Origin of the sequence: Hydrogenophaga intermedia (assembly GCF_023715105.1) — a bacterium.
In the GTDB taxonomy this organism is placed as follows: domain Bacteria; phylum Pseudomonadota; class Gammaproteobacteria; order Burkholderiales; family Burkholderiaceae_C; genus Hydrogenophaga; species Hydrogenophaga intermedia_A.
Genome location: NZ_JAMBNO010000011.1, coordinates 130,767 through 147,884, shown reverse-complemented (window position 1 = coordinate 147,884; position 17,118 = coordinate 130,767). Strand labels below are relative to the sequence as shown.

Sequence of the window (17,118 nt, the reverse complement as noted above, 5' to 3'; positions counted from 1 at the left end):
TTGGCCCGGGCCCGAGTCAGAGCCCCAGCATCAGCTTGAGGTTCTGCACCGCAGCGCCGCTGGCGCCCTTGCCCAGGTTGTCCAGCCGGGCGATCAGCACCGCTTGGCGGTGCGACTCGTTGGCGAACACGCGCAACTCGATCAGGTTGGTGTCGTTGAGCGCGGTGGCGTCGAGCTTGCCGTCCTGCGTGGGTGGCAGCACCCTCACGAAGCCGCCGGCCGCTGCGCTGGCCGCGTAGTGTCTGGCCAGCGCGTCGTGCAGGGCGGCCGCTGTCGGGCGGCTCGGCAATGCATCCAGATGCAGCGGCAACTGGACCAGCATGCCCTGGCGGAAATTGCCCACCGCGGGGATGAAGATCGGGCGGCGCTGCAGCCCCGTGAGCGCCATGATCTCGGGCAGGTGCTTGTGCGACAGACCCAGGGCATAGGCCTCGAACAGCGGCGCGGTGCCGGCCTCGTAGGCTTCGATCATCGAGCGCCCGCCGCCCGAATACCCGCTCACCGACGGCAGCGAGAGCGGGAAGTCCGCGGGAATCAGGCCCGCATCCACCAGCGGACGGATCAGCGCGATGGCGCCGGTCGCGTAGCAGCCGGGGTTGGCCACACGATCGGCCTGCTTCACCGCGGTGGCTTGTGTGGCGGTGAGTTCGGGAAACCCGTAGACCCAGCCAGGGGCCGTGCGGTGCGCGGTGGAGGCGTCGATGATGCGGGGTTTGCGGCCCGGCAGGGCGTCGATCATGGCGACCGATTCGCGCGCCGCGTCGTCGTGCAGGCACAGCACCACCAGGTCGGCCTGCGCCATCAGTTCGCGTTTGGCCTCGGGGTCCTTGCGGCGCTCGGCTGCAATGCTGAGCAGTTGCACGCCGGGCTCCTGCAGCAGGCGCTCGCGGATCTGCAGACCGGTGGTGCCGGCTTCGCCGTCGATGAATATCTGATGGGCCATGTGCAGTCCTCGAAGACCGGTCAGCCGACGAACGCCTGGGCGACGCGCCAGCATGCTCCGGATTGGTGCAATGCACCATGATACATTTCTTGGTTGCTCACCCAAGAGCCCGTCTCCCGGCGTACGCAGCCGCGCCGGACACACGATCCATCCCTGAGAGAGACCTCATGAAGATTCACGAATACCAAGGCAAGGACATCCTGCGCCAGTTTGGTGTGCCCGTGCCGCGCGGCATTCCCGCGTTCACGGTGCAGGAGGCGGTGGAAGCCGCGCAGAAGCTCGGGGGGCCCGTGTGGGTCGTCAAGGCGCAGATCCATGCCGGTGGCCGTGGCAAGGGCGGCGGCGTGAAGGTCGCCAAGAGCATCGATCAGGTGAAAGAGCTCGCCGGCCAGATCCTGGGCATGCAGCTCAAGACGCACCAGACCGGCCCCGAAGGCCAGAAGGTGCGCCGCCTCTATATTGAAGATGGCGCCGACATCCAGAAGGAGTACTACCTCTCCGCCGTGACCGACCGTGGCACGCAGAAGGTGGCCTTCATCGCCTCCAGCGAAGGCGGCATGGACATCGAGGAAGTGGCGCACGCCACGCCCGAGAAAATCGTGAAGGTCTTCGTCGACCCGCTGGTCGGCTTCACCGACGCGCAGGCCAGGGAACTCGCCAAGGGCATCAACCTGCCGGCCGACTCCGAAGCGCAGTTCGCCGACATCTGCAAGAAGCTCTACAAGTGCTACATGGAGACGGACGCTTCGCTGGTCGAGATCAACCCGCTCAACCGCGACAGCAAGGGCAACATCATCGCCCTGGACGCCAAGTTCAATTTCGACTCCAACGCCCTGTTCCGCCACCCCGAGATCGTCGCTCTGCGCGATCTGGATGAAGAAGATCCCGCAGAGATCGAGGCCTCCAAGTTCGATCTCGCCTACATCAGCCTGGACGGCAACATCGGCTGTCTCGTGAACGGCGCCGGCCTGGCCATGGCCACCATGGACACCATCAAGCTGTTCGGCGCCGAGCCGGCCAACTTCCTCGACGTGGGCGGCGGCGCCACCCCCGAGAAGGTCACCGAAGCGTTCAAGATCATGCTCAAGAACGACAAGGTCAAGGCCATCCTGGTCAACATCTTCGGCGGCATCATGAAGTGCGACACCATCGCCACCGGTGTCATCACCGCCTGCCGTGCGGTGAACCTGAACGTGCCGCTGGTGGTGCGCATGAAGGGCACCAACGAAGAACTGGGCAAGAAGATGCTGGCCGAATCCGGCCTGCCCATCATCAGCGCCGACTCCATGGCCGAAGCGGCCCAGAAGGTCGTCGCCGCCGTCAAAGCCGCCTGAGCCCGGAGAACCACCATGTCGATCTACATCAACAAAGACACCAAGGTCATCACCCAGGGCATCACGGGCAAGACCGGTCAGTTCCACACCGAGAAGTGCCAGGAGTACGCGAACGGCAAGCATTGCTTCGCGGCCGGCGTGAACCCGAAGAAGGCCGGTGAGTCGATCTTCAACATTCCGATCTACGCCTCGGTGAAGGAAGCCGCCCAGCAGACCGGCGCCACCGTGTCGGTGATCTACGTGCCGCCCGCGGGTGCCGCGGCCGCCATCTGGGAAGCCGTCGAGGCCGATCTGGACCTGGCGATCTGCATCACCGAAGGCATCCCCGTGCGCGACATGCTGGAAGTGCGCAACAAGATGAAGGCCAAGGAAGCCGCCGGCGGCAAGAAGACGCTGCTGCTGGGCCCCAACTGCCCTGGCCTGATCACGCCCGACGAGATCAAGATCGGCATCATGCCCGGCCACATCCATCGCAAGGGTCGCATCGGCGTGGTGTCGCGCTCGGGCACGCTCACGTATGAAGCCGTCGCCCAGCTCACCGAAATCGGCCTGGGCCAGTCCAGCGCTGTCGGCATCGGCGGCGACCCCATCAATGGCTTGAAGCACATCGACGTGATGAAGGCCTTCAACGACGACCCCGACACCGACGCCGTGATCATGATCGGCGAGATCGGTGGCCCGGACGAGGCCGAAGCCGCGATGTGGTGCAAGGCAAACATGAAGAAGCCCGTGGTCGGCTTCATCGCCGGCGTCACCGCGCCCCCCGGCAAGCGCATGGGCCACGCCGGCGCGCTCATCAGCGGCGGCGCCGACACGGCCGACGCCAAGCTCGCCATCATGGAAGAGTGCGGCTTCAAGGTCACGCGCAACCCGTCCGAAATGGGCAAGCTGCTCAAGTCGCTGCTCTGATCGGTTCCCTGCGGATGTGCAAAAGGCAACGCGCGCGTTGCCTTTTTTTTCGCCTGTCGTCCCAGGCGTGACGCTTGTCACTCTCGTGGCTTGTCGCCGGGCGGTGGCTTGAAACAAAATGCTACATCCATGGGGCCAATGAAGTCGCCCTGAAGTGGTGCCACGTGAGGCCGATAACAGCCCGGCTCACCTCTTTCTTTGTGAGCCGACCCCGGAATGCCTCTGTGAACGACGCCGATTCCCCGACCCCTGTGCGCCGCCGTCCGCGCTGGCGCTCGCTCGCCGACGCGGCCACCGCGCTCGGCGTGCTCGTGGTCGTGGGTCTATTGCACGCCGGTACGGACCTGATCGGCTCCATGGAGCGCCGCTTCTACGACCACGCCAGCACCGCCAGCGCGCGCCAGCCCGGTGATCGCATCACGGTGGTCGCGATCGACGACGCCAGCATCAATGCCATCGGCCGCTGGCCCTGGCCGCGCGATGTGCACGCCGAATTGATCGACCGCCTGCGGGCGGCCGGTGTCCGTACCGTGGCGCACACCGTGTTCTTTTTCGAGCCCCAGACCGATCGCGGCCTCGCCCCGCTGGTTCGGTTGCGTGAGCGCATCGAAGGGGCCGACCCCGCACTGGCTGACCTGGGCCCGGTGGCGCGCGAAGGGTTGCTGGCCGATCTGCGCGCCGCTCAGGAGCGGCTGGACAGCGACGCACGGCTGGCGGCGAGCGTGCGCGACTCGGGTCGGGTGGTGCTGCCCTCGGTGTTCGAACTCGGTGAGCCGCGCGGCCGCCCCGACGCCCCTTTGCCCGCCTATGTGCAGCGCAATGCCCTGCCGGACGTGGCTGGCTACGGTGTGCCCGCCCAACGCGCCTTGCTGCCGTTGCCCGCGCTGGGTGAAAGTGCTGCGGCGCTGGGCCACCTCAACCAGTGGCTGGACCCGGACGGCGCGGTGCGCCGCGAGGCCTTGCTGGTTCGCTTCGATGGCGTGGCGGTGCCGTCCATGGCCTTGGCCACCGCGGCGCACAGCCTGAACCTGTCGGTGGCCGATGTCGCACTGCGCCCGGGTGAAGCCCTGGTGCTCGGCCCGTCGATCATTCCCACCGACGAGGCGGCGCGTGTGCTGCCCCAGTTCTACGCCGACCGCAACGGCGTCAGCGCCTTCCCCACCGTCTCCTTCCATGACGTGCTGGCCGGCCGCGTGGCCCCTGAACTGCTGCGTGATCGCATCGTCATCGTTGGCGCCACCGCGGCCGGCGTGGGCACGCTGTTCAGCACACCGGTGTCGCCCGCGCTGTCGCCGGCGGCCATCCTGGCGCACCACACCGCCAGCCTGCTCAATGGCCACTTCATCGCCCAACCGGCCTGGACCGGTGCGGTCGTGGTGGCCGCGCTGCTGATCATCACCGCCTACCTGGGCTTCGGCTTGCGACGGCTTTCCGCGGCGGCGGCGGCGCTGGTGACGGCGGCCCTGCTGCTGACGCTGCTGGCCACCGAATATCTGTTGCTCTCACGCGCGGCCCTCTGGTTGCCGTTGGTGTTGCCCGCGGTGCTGCTGCTGGCCGGTCACCTCGCGCTCACCACACGCCGCTTCCTGATCACCGAGGCCGGCAAGCGCCGCGCCGACCAGGAGTCGGCCGAGACCAACCGCATGATGGGTCTGGCGCTGCAGGGCCAGGGCCAGCTCGACATGGCCTTCGACCGCTTCCGCCGCGTGCCGCACAGCGCCGCGCTGATGGACAACCTCAAGCACCTGGCGCTGGACTTCGAGCGCAAGCGGCAGTTCAACAAGGCCGAGGCGGTGTACGAACACATGGCGCGCCTGGACCGCAGCGACGCCGACGTGCAGACGCGGCGCCTGCAGGCGCAATCGATGGCGCGCACGGTGGTGCTCGGCGGCGGTGCCGGCGCCCATCCGGGCGGCACCCTGGTGCTCGATCGCCCGGGCGTGGAGCAGCCCATGCTGGGTCGCTACCGGGTCGAGAAGGAACTTGGCAAGGGCGCGATGGGCGTGGTCTATCAGGGGCGCGACCCGACCATCGGCCGCACGGTGGCGATCAAGACGCTCGCGCTGTCGGCCGAGTTCGAAGGCAGCGAGCTCGAGGAGGCACGCAAGCGCTTCTTCCGCGAGGCCGAGACCGCGGGCCGTCTGCAGCACCCCAATATCGTGACCATCTTCGATGCCGGCGAGGAGCACGACCTCGCCTACATCGCCATGGAGTTCCTGCATGGCCACGACCTGCAGGCCCACACCCGCCCCGGCACGCTGTTGCCGCCTGTCCGGGTGCTGCACGTCGGCGAGCAGGTGGCGCTGGCGCTGGACCACGCGCACCGCCAGAACGTGGTGCACCGCGACATCAAGCCCGCCAACGTCATGCTCGACCCGGCCAGCGGCCAGGTGAAGGTGACGGACTTCGGCATCGCGCGCATCACCGACAGCAGCCGCACGAAAACCGGCGTGGTGCTGGGCACGCCCAGCTTCATGGCACCCGAGCAACTGGCCGGGCAGCGCGTGGACGGACGGGCCGACCTGTACGCGCTCGGCGCCATGTTGTTTCAACTGCTGACAGGCGAGTTGCCGCTCAAGGGCGATTCTTTGTCGGCCTTGATGTATCAGATCGCCAACACAGTGCCGCCCGACTTGCGCACGCTGCGCCCGGACTTGCCTGCCGAACTGGCAACACTGCTGCAGGTGCTGCTGGCCAAGCGGGCCGAAGACCGGCCCGCCAGCGGCGCCGATGTGGCGGCCGCGCTGCGGCGCATCACGCCCATCGTGAGCGACAGCACTCTTGACCAGACCCAAGCGCTGCGGACGCCTCAGGACGGCCGTATCACCCCCTCCATCCCGGTATAAAGCCACGTCCATGAATTTCGAGTTTCACGCCCTGACCGATCCGGGTCTGGTCAGGGACAACAACGAAGACGCAGTGTCGCTGGACACCGACAACGGGGTGGCCGTGCTGGCGGACGGCATGGGGGGCTACAACGCGGGCGAGGTGGCCAGCGCCATGGCCACCACCTTCATCCGTTCGGAGCTCGGCCGCTGGCTGGCCGAGGGGGGCGCCGAGTCGAGCACGCGCGAGCTCAAGCGCGCGATGGAAATCTGCATCGACAACGCCAACCGGTCCATCTTCAACGCGGCCAACGCCAACCCGCAGTACGCCGGCATGGGCACCACGCTCGTCATGGGCGTGTTCCTCGATGGCCGCGTGATGATCGGCCACGTGGGCGACTCGCGCTGCTACCGGTTGCGCGGCGGGGAGTTCGTGCAGATGACGCGCGACCACTCGCTGTTGCAAGAGCAGATCGATGCCGGCCTGATCTCGCTGGAGCAGGCCCAGTACGCCACGCACCGCAACCTGGTCACGCGTGCCCTGGGCGTGGAGGATGCGGTGTTGCTCGAAGTCAACGAATACCGCGTCGAAGACGGCGACCTCTACCTGTTCTGCTCCGACGGCCTCAACGACATGCTCAGCGACGAACGCATCGCCGCCTTGCTGGTGACGGCAGGCACGCTGGAAGAGAAAGCGGTGGCGTTGGTGGATGCCGCCAATGCTGCCGGCGGGCGTGACAATATTTCGGTGATACTGACACTTGCTCGCGCCAAAGCCACACGCCGCGGCTTGTTGTCGCGCATGCTCGGACAATAATCCGGATTCGCCCAGCACCCCGTTCAGCGCACCAAGGAATCCCAAGAGGAGTCGGCCATGCCGAAAATGATCGTTTCCATCGACGGCGTCGTCATCAAGGAGGTCCAGCTCACCAAGGACCGCACGACGCTCGGCCGTCGTCCGTACAACGACGTGGTGATCGACAACCTGGCGGTCAGCGGCGAGCACGCGGTGTTGCAGATGTCCGGCTCCGATGTGTTCCTGGAAGACCTCAACAGCACCAACGGCACCTACGTCAACGGCAAGGCGATCAAGAAACAGCAGCTGCAGGGCGGCGACACCATCGAGATCGGCAAGTACAAGATCAAGTTCGTGCACGAGGGTGGCGAGTCCTACGAAAAGACCATGGTGATCAACGCCGGCGCCGTGGTCGCACCCGACAGCGGCGCCGCGCCGCTGGCGCCGGCCGCCATCAAGGTCATCAGCGGCTCGGCCGCCGGCCGCGAGGTTGCGCTCACCAAGGTAGTCACCACCATCGGCAAGCCCGGCGTGGCGGTGGCGGCCATCACGCGTCGCCCGCATGGCTACGTCGTGGCCATGGTTGAGGGCACCGTCAAGCCCACCATCAACGGCGCCCCGCTGGGAACCGAGGGCAAGGACCTGCGCCACGGCGACGTGCTGGAACTTGCGGGCACACAGATGCAGTTCGTCCAGGGCTGATCGACCCCTGGCAACCTTCTGACGGCTGGCACGTAACGACCGGCTACTGCGCCCCGAGGCGCGAAAAAAGTCACAGTCCCGGGCGCTCGCCCCGGGTACTCTGCGGCATCGTGTCCATGCCGCCCACCACCACCATGCGGGTTCGCGTCCTCGGTTGCTCCGGTGCCATCGCCCAGGGCTGCCGCACCACGGCCTTCCTGCTCGACGACGACACGCTCATCGACGCCGGCACCGGCGTGGGCGATCTCAGCCTCGAGGAGATGCTGCGCATCGACCACGTGCTGCTGAGCCACTCGCACCTCGATCACGTGGCCGCGCTGCCGCTCATGCTCGATGCCGTGGCCGCCAGCCGCCTGGCGCGTGGCGCCCCCGCGCTGCAGGTGCATGCCCTGCCGGGCACCATCGACGCCCTGCGCGATCACCTTTTCAACGACACCATCTGGCCCGATTTCACCGCCATCCCGAGCGTGCAGGCGCCGCTCATGCGCTTCGTGCCGTTCCAGGTCGGCGATGTGGTGGCTATCGGGCGCAAGTGCATCGAGATCCTGCCGGCCGTGCATACCGTGCCCGCCGCCGGCTTCGCCGCCGCAGCTCGGGCAGGCGGCCCGCAATGGGTGTTCAGCGGCGACACCGGGCGCAACCCCGCCTTCTGGGCGCGCGTGAACCAGCTCGACGTGGCGCATCTGATCATCGAGACGGCCTTCAGCGACCGCGAGACCGACCTCGCACTGCGCAGCCAGCACCTGGCACCCTCGCTGCTGGGTGAGGAACTGGCCCGCCTGGCGCCAGAGCAGCGCCCGCAAATCCACATCACCCACACCAAGCCGGCCGAGACCGCGCTCATCATTGAAGAGATCCACCGCCTGGACACCCAGCCGCGCCGCGACATCCGCTGGCTCAGCGCCGGGCAGGTGTTCGAGGTGTGACAAAACCTGTCATCCGATACGAAGTCGACACTTTTTGTCGACAGGGAATGGCAGACCTACTGGTAATTGATCACGTCTGCGCCGGCCATCGCGGCCCACCGCACGCTCATCAGCCCCCGGCGGGTTGGCACGCCGTCTGCAATGAGGATCGCGTCCCAACCCAACCCCCCAGCTGAGGAGTTCTCCATGCAAATGAAACGTGCCCTTCAAAAAGGCTTCACCCTGATCGAACTGATGATCGTGGTGGCCATCATCGGTATCCTGGCCGCCGTGGCGCTGCCGGCGTATCAGGATTACACCAAGCGAGCCAAGATGTCAGAAGTGATCCTTGCTGCTTCCGCTTGCCGCACCAGCGTGACCGAGATCTATCAGTCGATCACCAACCCGGCTTCGTTGCCCGCTGCGGGTGCCTGGGGCTGCGAGGCTTCCGTGTCCACGTCCAACTACGTTGCGCAGATTGCAACCAACGCGGCGGGTGCGGTTCAGGTGACGTCCCAAAACATTGGTTCTGGTGCCAATGGAACGGTGCGCCTTGTTCCCACGGTTGTAAGCGGGACCGTGAACGCGTGGCTCTGCGGACCTGGTGCTTCTGGCACCGGCGTGGACGCCAAGTTTCTGCCGGGTTCATGCCGCGACACGACGGTGGCTAGCGTTGCTGGCCCGTTCGTAGCTACGACGCCCTAAACTAGGGGCGGTCAAGACTCCGCCCCTGTGGGGGGAGGAGTCCTCCGATCCAAACAAGCGCCCTTCCTTTTGGGGCGCTTTTTTTCGTTCGCTCCAAGGTGGATCCCAAGATTGTCGTCGTAGCGTTGCTCGTGCTGGCAGGTTGGTTGACAACCAACCACTTCACTCCATGGGTGAGCTGGCATTCTGAGGTGCCATTTTTCGCCCTGGCGCTGCTCGCAGCGGCATGGACTGTTCTGCGATCGGCCCGTGGCGATCGGTTAGAGGCCCCATTCGCTTTGGCCCTTCCGGTTGTGCTTAGTGTGCTGGTTGTCTTCCAGCACGTCGTTGGCCTCGTTCTGTGGAGGGGGCAGGTGGCGGTGGCGCTGCTATACGGGTTTCTTGCGGTTTGCTTCATCCTTTGGGGATGGGATGAGGTCAAAGGCCAAAGCCCGTCAACCAGCAGGGCTGCCAGTAAAGGGGAATGGTTCGCGTGGATCTTGGTGGTTGGCGGACTGCTTTCGGTGGCAATTGCTCTTGCGCAGGTGCTGAACGTTTGGGAAAGTGCATCTTTCATCACGCGGTCAATCTACGCCCGCCGCCCGGGAGGAAACCTTGGGCAACCGAATCACTTGGCCACCCTGTTCGTGATGGCCATGGGCGCGGTGCTATTCCTCAACATTCAGCGAAAGTTGGGCGCCTTCACGGCGCTCGCGGCCCTTGCTCTGTTGGTCGTAGGCGTTTCCTTGACGGAATCTAGGACAGGCCTGATCGCGTCGTTGGGCCTGTGTTTGCTTTGGGCCTGGAAGCGACCGCCCGGTGATCATGGCCTGCCTCGATCCATTTCTGCTGTTTTGGGCGGCGAGATGCTACTCATATACTTTAGCTGGCCTTCGATCTACAAGTTCTGGGTGGGCGGACAGCCTATCGGCGAAACTGCTCTAGAGCGCATTGGCTCTAGTGGTGCGGATCCGCGGCTGGTCTTGTGGGAACAAGTGTTTGAGGCCACGCTGCTCAAGCCTCTCACTGGTTGGGGCTTCCGTAACACCGCGGAGGCGCACAACGCGATTTCGCACGCTGATGTACCCACTCTCCCCATCACCTACAGCCACAACTTGTTCCTTGATCTGGCTGTCTGGTTCGGTTGGCCCATCGCGTTGGTTGTCGCGCTGATGCTGGCAATCTGGGGATACAAGCGTTTCATGGTCGTCCAAAGAACGCCGCTTTGTTGGTTCGGGTTCGCGATTGTTCTGCCGTTCGGCATTCACTGCCTTCTCGAGTTTCCTTTTGCATACGCCTACCTCCTGATGCCAGCCATGCTGGGCATCGGGTGGATCGAGGGGTCGCTGCGGCCTGATCAGCTCGCCCTGAGAGTGAAAAAACGATGGCTTGCGCTCCCAGTGTTCGGGCTTGCTGCCGTGGCTGGTTGGTCGGTGGTCGACTATCTGCGCGTTGAGGAGGATTTTCGCGTTGCGCGGTTTCAGATGTTGCGAATTGGTCCTACGCCCGAGGCGCCACCACCGCAAATTCTGCTGCTGAACCAATTGAGCGATATGGTGGCCTCTACCCGGGTGCAATTGCGCGCCGAACTTGAACCGCCGGAATTGGAGCTTTTGCGTAGAGCGGCAGTTCACAACCCGTGGTCTGGCAGCCAATATCGCTATGCCACCGCACTCGCGTTGAATCGGCAGCCGGAAGAAGCTAGACGACAGATGCAAGTGCTGAGAGCGCAGCACGGCATCAAGGTGTACAAGGTATTGGCAGCCCAGCTTGAGAGTGACTTGGCCTCCCGTGGATTGCCCGCTTTGGGATTGGCGATGGAGGAAATTTGATGAGTTCAACGCTCTCAGCCAGGCTCCAGGCGGCCGCAGCCGCAGCAGGTGTCCATTTCGGAATTTCCATAGTAGTAGGGCTGGCAGCCGCTTTACTGGTCTGGGGCGTCTGGTATCCGCACCCGTTCGATCAACTGTCTGGCGGCCGCGAGCTCTTCCTGTTGGTTGTCGCAGTTGATATCGTCTGCGGCCCTTTTTTGACGCTGGTGGTGTATGACCGCCGAAAGCCCAGGTCAGAACTCATTAGAGACCTTTCACTCATAGGCATTCTTCAAATGGGTGCTTTGGGCTACGGGCTCTGGACCGTCGCAGAGGCGAGACCTCTGTATCTCGTCCATGAGGTAGAGCGTTTTCGTGTGATTGCCAAGGCGGACTACCTCGGTGCAGACGTCGCGAGCGCCATTGACGCGCTGCCAACCGAGATGCAGCCCAGCCTACTCGCCGGGCCGATCCTGGTGGGGGCCCGTCCGCCTTTGGATCCAATGGTACGCAACGAAGTTTTGATGGACGCTTTGGGCGGTGGCAGAGATTTCGTACAGCGTCCGGAGTACTACGTGGCATACGATGCGGACTACGGGCGGGAGGCTACCACCCGTGCCAAACCCTTGAAGTTGTTTGCCGACCGGTTTCCCGATCGCCTGCGTGAACTGGAGTCGATCCTTGAAAAGCACGGGGTGCCACTTGAAGCGGCACTCTTTCTCCCGGTGGTCCATCGGCAGGATTGGATCGTCGTGATGGACGGTCAAGGCCGGCTGCTCGAGTTCGTGCCCGGCGACGGGTTTTCAGCTCGGTAGTGGGCCTGTGCCTCGCGCGCCGGACTTGACCGCTGCTACGAACTCCCCACTCTTCCCCCCCCGCTTCTCCACCAGCCTCACCCCCCCCATCACCATCCCCCGATCCACCGCCTTGCACATGTCATAGACGGTGAGGAGGGCCACCGAGGTGGCGGTGAGTGCTTCCATTTCGACGCCGGTCTGGCCGGTGCATTCGGTGGTGGCGGTGCAGCGCACGCTGTGGGTGTCGCGCTCGATGGCAAATTCCACCGCCACGCGGGTGAGTGCGATGGGGTGACACAGCGGGATGAGGTTGCTGGTCTGCTTGGCGGCCATGATGCCGGCCAGGCGGGCAACGCCGAGCACGTCGCCTTTCTTGGCGGTGCCCGATTCGATGAGTGCCAGGGTTTCGGGCTGCATGGTGATGCGGCCTTCGGCGATGGCGACGCGGTGCGTGCTGGCCTTGGCACCGACGTCGACCATGTGGGCCTGGCCCTGGGCGTCGAAGTGGGTGAGCGGGGAGGGGGATTCGTTCGGGGGGGTGGGGGCTGGCGTTGACATGATGTAACCGCGCTTCACCGGCGCTTGACGCACCGGCGGGCTGAACCGATGGGGCTTGGGGGCATCATACGGGCATGTTTTCCTGTTCCCTGCCGCCACGGCGCGCGGTCTGGCTGGCCGTTGCAAGTCTTGCGTTGACGCTGTCCTTGCCCGCGGGTGATGATGCGCGTGCGCAGGCAGTGGCTCGTCCGGGCCCGGTCGCGCAGAACCTGCCGAGCCTGGGCGATGGCGAGGGCCTCACGGTATCCGCCGAGCGTCGCCTGGGCGACCGGATCGCGCGCAGCATCTACCGCGACCCGGACTATCTCGACGACCCGGTGCTGGTCGACTACCTGCAGCAACTGTGGCAACCGCTGCTGGCGGCCGCGCGCCAGCGCGGCGAGGTGCCGGCCGAATTGGGTGACCGGCTGGCCTGGGAGCTGATGATTTCGCGCGACCGGCGCGTCAACGCGTTTGCGTTGCCCGGCGGCTACCTGGGCGTCAACCTGGGCCTGCTGGCCGTCACCGAGCGGCCGGAGGAGCTGGCTTCGGTGTTGGCGCACGAGCTCAGCCACGTCTCGCAGCGGCACATCGCGCGCCTGATGTCCAACGAGCAACGCATGGCGCCGTGGATGATCGCGGGCATGATCCTGGGCGCGCTGGCCGCGGGTTCCAACCCCCAGGCGGCGGGCGCAGCCATCATGGGCAGCTCGGCGATGGCCGCTCAGCAGTCGCTCAACTTCTCGCGCGACATGGAACGCGAGGCCGACCGCATCGGCTTTGGTGTGCTCACCGGCGCCGGCTTCGATGGCCAGGGTTTCGTGACCATGTTCGACAAGCTGCAGCAGGCCTCCCGTCTCAACGACGATGGCGCCTACCCCTACCTGCGCAGCCACCCCCTCACCAGCGAGCGCATCGGCGACATGCAGGCGCGCCTGCCCTCGGCCGGCGCCGGCCTCGGCCCGCGCGCGGACGCAGCGCCGCGAGCAGCCGGTCTGCCTTCGGCGGCGCTGCATGCTCTGGCCGCCGCCCGCGCGCGCGTGCTGGCCGAACGAGACAGCACGCGCTGGTCCGCATGGGTCGAGCAGGCGCTGGCGCCCAACGCGCCTGCCCCGGCGCTTTATGCCGGCGCGCTGTCAGCGCAGCGGCTTGGTCAGCACGTGCGTGCGGCCGATCTGGCGGCCCGCGTTCGCCAGGCCAGTGCCGGCAGCGACGCCCGGTCCCTGGCCGATGCGCTGGCGCTGCAGTTGCTGCTGTCGCCTGGGGCGGCGCCCAATCCGGCCTTGTTGGCCGAGTTGCGTGAGGCGGCATTGGCTTCCGACGCGCGCGCCATGGTCCTGTTCGGTTCGCAGGCGGCGTTGGTCAGCGGGCAGGCGCCACGGGCCGCGGCCCGCTTGCAATCCTGGGTGGTGGAGCGACCGCGCGACGCGCTGGCCTGGCTGCTGCTCTCGCGGGTGCACCAGGCGCAGGGCCAGACGCTGCGTGCCGTGCGAGCCGACGCCGAATCGCGCGCCGCGCATTTTGATTGGGACGGTGCGCTCGAGCGCTTCAAGGCCGCTCAGTCGCTGCCACCCGCGCAGCGCAACGCCGACCCGATCGAGCTGGCGATCGTGGACAGCCGACGTCGCGATATCGAGGAACGCCTTCGCGAGGCGATGCGCGAAGACGAGAAGCGCTGAACGCGCCTCAGCCCAGGCGGGTGCTGCGCAGGGCGGCGTCGACCACCAGCATGATCACCGAGTAGATGATCGAGCCCAGCAGGGCCGCCCAGAAGCCGCCCACGTAGAAGCCGTCGAGCACCGACGCCGCGGCCCAGAACAGCAGGGCGTTGATGACGAACAGGAACAGCCCGAAGGTCACGACCGTGACCGGCAGCGTGAGCACCACCAGCACGGGCCGCAACAGCATGTAGAACAGCCCGATCACGGCCGCGGCGATCAGCGCCGACGGAAAGCTGCGCACCTGCACGCCCTCATAGACGTAGGCCACCAGCAGCAGCGCGCACGCGGCCAGCAACCAGCGCAGCAGCAGCTTCACGCGCTCAGCCCTGGCCGGCGGCCGTGGCACGCTGCGCCACGCGCCGGTTGTGCAACCAGCCCAGCGCCAGCACCACCACGATGGTGGCCAGCACGAAGCCCCAGTAGGCCAGCATGTGCGACGTCTCCGGGCCCTTGAACCAGTCGGCGAGCAGCTTCTCGTTGACGACCATCTTGCCGGCGGTGAAGGCCAGCACACCGGCGCCGATGTACATGATCGCCGGGTACTTCTCGACCAGTTTCAGGATCAGTGTGCTGCCGAACACCACGATCGGAATGCTGATGAGCAGGCCGATGACCACGAGGTCGAACGAGCCCTGGGCCGCGCCGGCCACGCCCAGCACGTTGTCGATGCCCATCACCGCGTCCGCGATGATGATGGTCTTCATCGCGCCCCAGAAGGTGGTGGCGCCACCGCCATGTTCCTCGCCGCCGCCTTCCTCTTCCGCGATCAGCTTGTAGGCGATCCACATCAGCGCGATGCCGCCCACGGCCATGAGGCCCGGGATGCGCAGCAGCCACACCACCACCAGCGTCATGGCCGAGCGCACGACGATGGCGCCGACGGTGCCCCAGATGATCGCCTTGCGCTGATGTTCCTTGGGCAGGTTTCGGGCGGCCAGCGCGATCACGATGGCGTTGTCGCCAGCGAGCACGAGGTCGATCAGGATGATGGCCAGCAGGGCAGACCACCAGGCCGCGGACATGAATTCCATGAAATGGCTCCAGAGAGGGAGAATCGTTCCGAAGGTCTTGCCCGCAAGCGCTGCCATGCGCTCGCCCAGCAGGCCGGTCTCCGGTGGCACCGGCGACGTCTTGACGACCTGTTGACCGTGACCGCCGCGCCTGAAAGCGTCTTGGTGGCCCTGGAGCTACTCCCCTCCGCGAAACCCACGATTGTATCGAGCGGCCCCTATGGTGCGTCTACGCAGTATCCGCAGCGGGCTGGCTATCATCGGCGCCCCGTCCCGATTTCCTCGCTCCGCAACCCCGTTCCCCAAGGCGCATGGCCGGCATCCACATCACCGACATCGAGGCTGCCATCAACTGGTGGCGTGAGCGCTCACCCTCGCCCGATGGTGTGTCGCTGCCAGCGGCCACGCGCGCGCTGGCCGAGGTTTATGCCTTGATGGTGTTCTTCCACGAGAGCGAGGCCGACGAGCGCACCATGCCCGCCGCGGCACGCGAGGCCTGGCTGGCGTGGTACGCCACCACGCCCGACACGCCGTGCATCGCGATCTGCTCCACCAGCCAGGGCGACGCCGTGTGCAAGGGCTGCGGCCGCAGCTTCGACGAGGTGCAGCGCTGGACCGAGATGAGCCCGGGCGAGAAGCGCGCGAGCTGGCGCCGCATCACCATTGAGGGTGACGCCTGGCGCTTCAACCGCTACAGGGAACGCGCGCGCGCCTGATCAGACGCGCCGCGCGAGCTCGGCGGCCTTGCCCGTGTAGCCCGCCGGGGTCATGGCGAGCAGGCGTTGCTTCTCGGCCTCGGGGATGTCGAGCGAGCGCACGAGGCCATGCAGGTCCTCGGCACGAACGGTCTTGCCCCGCGTCACTTCCTTGAGTTTCTCGTAGGCGCCCTGAACCCCATAGCGGCGCATCACCGTCTGGATCGCCTCGGCCAGCACTTCCCAGGACGCGTCAAGGTCGGCCGCGGTGGCCTCTTCGTTGAGCTCGAGCTTGTTCAAACCGACGCCGAGCGCGTGATAGGCCAGCACCGCGTAGCCAAGCGCCACGCCCATGTTGCGCAGCACGGTCGAGTCCGTCAGGTCGCGCTGCCAGCGGCTGATCGGCAGCTTCTCGCTCAGGTGGCGCAGCAGCGCATTGGCCAGGCCCAGGTTGCCCTCGGCGTTTTCAAAGTCGATCGGGTTGACCTTGTGCGGCATGGTCGAGGAGCCGATCTCGCCCGCCTTGAGCCTTTGTTTGAAGTAGCCCAGGCTCACGTAGCCCCAGATGTCGCGCGCCAGATCGATCAGGATGGTGTTGGTGCGCGCCACGGCATCGAACAGCTCGGCCATGTAATCGTGCGGCTCGATCTGGATGCTGTAGGGCTGGAACGTCAGGCCCAGGCCCAGCGGTTCGGGCGTTTCCACCACCTTGCGGCTGAAGGCTTCCCAATCGAAGTCGGGCCAGGCGGCGAGGTGGGCGTTGTAGTTGCCCACGGCGCCGTTCATCTTGCCCAGCAACTTCACGCTCGCGATCCGCTCGCGCGCCGTGTTCAGCCGCACCACCACGTTGGCGATCTCCTTGCCCACAGTGGTCGGGCTGGCGGTCTGGCCGTGCGTGCGGCTGAGCATCGGCACATCGGCCATGGCGTGGGCCATCTCGCGCAGCTTGGTGATCACCGCGTCCAGCGCCGGTAGCAGCACGTGCTCGCGCGCACCCTTGAGCTGCAAGGCATGGCTGGTGTTGTTGATGTCCTCGCTGGTGCACGCGAAGTGCACGAACTCGGCCGCGCGCTCCAGCTCGGGCCGCGCCTCGAAGCGCGATTTGATCCAGTACTCGACCGCCTTCACGTCGTGGTTGGTGGTCTTCTCGATCGCCTTGATGGCCTCGCCATCGGCCTCGCTGAAGTTCTTCACCAGGCCCAGCAAGTAAGTGCGCGCACCGGGCGAGAGCGGCTTGAATTCAGCAAAGCCGGCATCGGAGAGCGCGACAAACCACGCAATCTCGACCTGCACACGCCGGTGCATGTAGCCCAGCTCGCTCATGACGGGGCGCAGCGGCGCCAGGCGCGCGGCGTAGCGGCCGTCCAGCGGCGAGAGGGCGGAGATCGGCGTGGGCACCGCGCTCGCGGGCGCGGGGTGGGCAGGGGTCGCAGGCATCCCGCGATTGTA

The 17,118-nt window shown here is 66.1% G+C and carries 16 protein-coding genes; 11 read left to right on the top strand and 5 right to left on the bottom strand.

The window, feature by feature from the left end; translation table 11 throughout:
• Positions 1–16: 16 nt before the first annotated feature.
• Complete coding sequence (gene argC / locus M3149_RS12260) at positions 17–943, bottom strand: N-acetyl-gamma-glutamyl-phosphate reductase (protein WP_251709818.1); 927 nt, start codon at positions 941–943, stop codon at positions 17–19.
• A gap of 167 nt (positions 944–1,110) precedes the next feature.
• Between argC and sucC the strand changes: the two genes are divergently transcribed.
• From sucC to M3149_RS12215, 9 genes are all read left to right on the top strand, one after another.
• Complete coding sequence (gene sucC / locus M3149_RS12255; RefSeq protein ID WP_251709817.1) at positions 1,111–2,277, top strand: ADP-forming succinate--CoA ligase subunit beta; 1,167 nt, start codon at positions 1,111–1,113, stop codon at positions 2,275–2,277.
• 15 nt (positions 2,278–2,292) lie between these two features.
• Positions 2,293–3,186 carry a succinate--CoA ligase subunit alpha gene (gene sucD / locus M3149_RS12250; RefSeq protein ID WP_166228977.1) on the top strand — a complete coding sequence of 298 codons (894 nt, stop codon included), beginning with the start codon at positions 2,293–2,295 and terminating at the stop codon, positions 3,184–3,186.
• A gap of 224 nt (positions 3,187–3,410) precedes the next feature.
• Positions 3,411–6,032: a CHASE2 domain-containing serine/threonine-protein kinase gene (locus M3149_RS12245; RefSeq protein ID WP_251709816.1), complete on the top strand. Its 2,622-nt coding sequence runs from the start codon at positions 3,411–3,413 to the stop codon at positions 6,030–6,032.
• A gap of 10 nt (positions 6,033–6,042) precedes the next feature.
• Positions 6,043–6,828: a Stp1/IreP family PP2C-type Ser/Thr phosphatase gene (locus M3149_RS12240; RefSeq protein WP_251709815.1), complete on the top strand. Its 786-nt coding sequence runs from the start codon at positions 6,043–6,045 to the stop codon at positions 6,826–6,828.
• Positions 6,829–6,885: 57 nt separating this feature from the next.
• The gene (locus tag M3149_RS12235) at positions 6,886–7,509 is read left to right on the top strand and encodes an FHA domain-containing protein (protein ID WP_251709814.1); all 624 of its coding nucleotides are present in this window, start codon (positions 6,886–6,888) and stop codon (positions 7,507–7,509) included.
• A gap of 134 nt (positions 7,510–7,643) precedes the next feature.
• Positions 7,644–8,435, top strand: coding sequence for a 3',5'-cyclic-nucleotide phosphodiesterase (locus M3149_RS12230; RefSeq protein ID WP_251709859.1), 792 nt, complete (start codon positions 7,644–7,646; stop codon positions 8,433–8,435).
• Between the two features lie 192 nt (positions 8,436–8,627).
• A complete protein-coding gene (locus M3149_RS12225) occupies positions 8,628–9,119 on the top strand; it encodes a pilin (RefSeq protein ID WP_251709858.1) in 492 nt (163 codons plus the stop codon).
• Positions 9,120–9,217: 98 nt separating this feature from the next.
• Positions 9,218–10,930: a PglL family O-oligosaccharyltransferase gene (locus M3149_RS12220; RefSeq protein WP_251709813.1), complete on the top strand. Its 1,713-nt coding sequence runs from the start codon at positions 9,218–9,220 to the stop codon at positions 10,928–10,930.
• Positions 10,930–11,724 (top strand): pilus assembly protein, encoded by a 795-nt coding sequence (locus tag M3149_RS12215; RefSeq protein ID WP_251709812.1) that lies wholly within the window; start codon positions 10,930–10,932, stop codon positions 11,722–11,724. Before M3149_RS12220 ends, M3149_RS12215 begins: the two co-directional genes overlap by 1 nt.
• Here M3149_RS12215 and moaC read toward each other — a convergent pair.
• Positions 11,713–12,264 (bottom strand): cyclic pyranopterin monophosphate synthase MoaC, encoded by a 552-nt coding sequence (gene moaC, locus M3149_RS12210; protein WP_251709811.1) that lies wholly within the window; start codon positions 12,262–12,264, stop codon positions 11,713–11,715. The genes M3149_RS12215 and moaC overlap by 12 nt on opposite strands.
• A gap of 74 nt (positions 12,265–12,338) precedes the next feature.
• Here moaC and M3149_RS12205 point away from each other — a divergent pair, with 74 nt between their 5' ends.
• Complete coding sequence (locus tag M3149_RS12205) at positions 12,339–13,922, top strand: M48 family metalloprotease (protein ID WP_251709810.1); 1,584 nt, start codon at positions 12,339–12,341, stop codon at positions 13,920–13,922.
• Positions 13,923–13,929: 7 nt separating this feature from the next.
• Here M3149_RS12205 and M3149_RS12200 read toward each other — a convergent pair whose 3' ends face one another.
• Complete coding sequence (locus tag M3149_RS12200) at positions 13,930–14,280, bottom strand: phage holin family protein (protein WP_251709808.1); 351 nt, start codon at positions 14,278–14,280, stop codon at positions 13,930–13,932.
• A gap of 4 nt (positions 14,281–14,284) precedes the next feature.
• Complete coding sequence (locus tag M3149_RS12195; RefSeq protein ID WP_251709806.1) at positions 14,285–14,995, bottom strand: TerC family protein; 711 nt, start codon at positions 14,993–14,995, stop codon at positions 14,285–14,287.
• A gap of 290 nt (positions 14,996–15,285) precedes the next feature.
• On the opposite strand from M3149_RS12195, the gene M3149_RS12190 reads away from it, so the two are divergent.
• Entirely contained in the window at positions 15,286–15,690 is a 405-nt protein-coding gene (locus M3149_RS12190) for a DUF3717 domain-containing protein (protein WP_251709804.1), read from the top strand.
• On the opposite strand, the gene purB is transcribed toward M3149_RS12190, so the two are convergent.
• Complete coding sequence (gene purB, locus M3149_RS12185; protein ID WP_251709802.1) at positions 15,691–17,106, bottom strand: adenylosuccinate lyase; 1,416 nt, start codon at positions 17,104–17,106, stop codon at positions 15,691–15,693.
• Between the last annotated feature and the right edge of the window lie 12 nt (positions 17,107–17,118).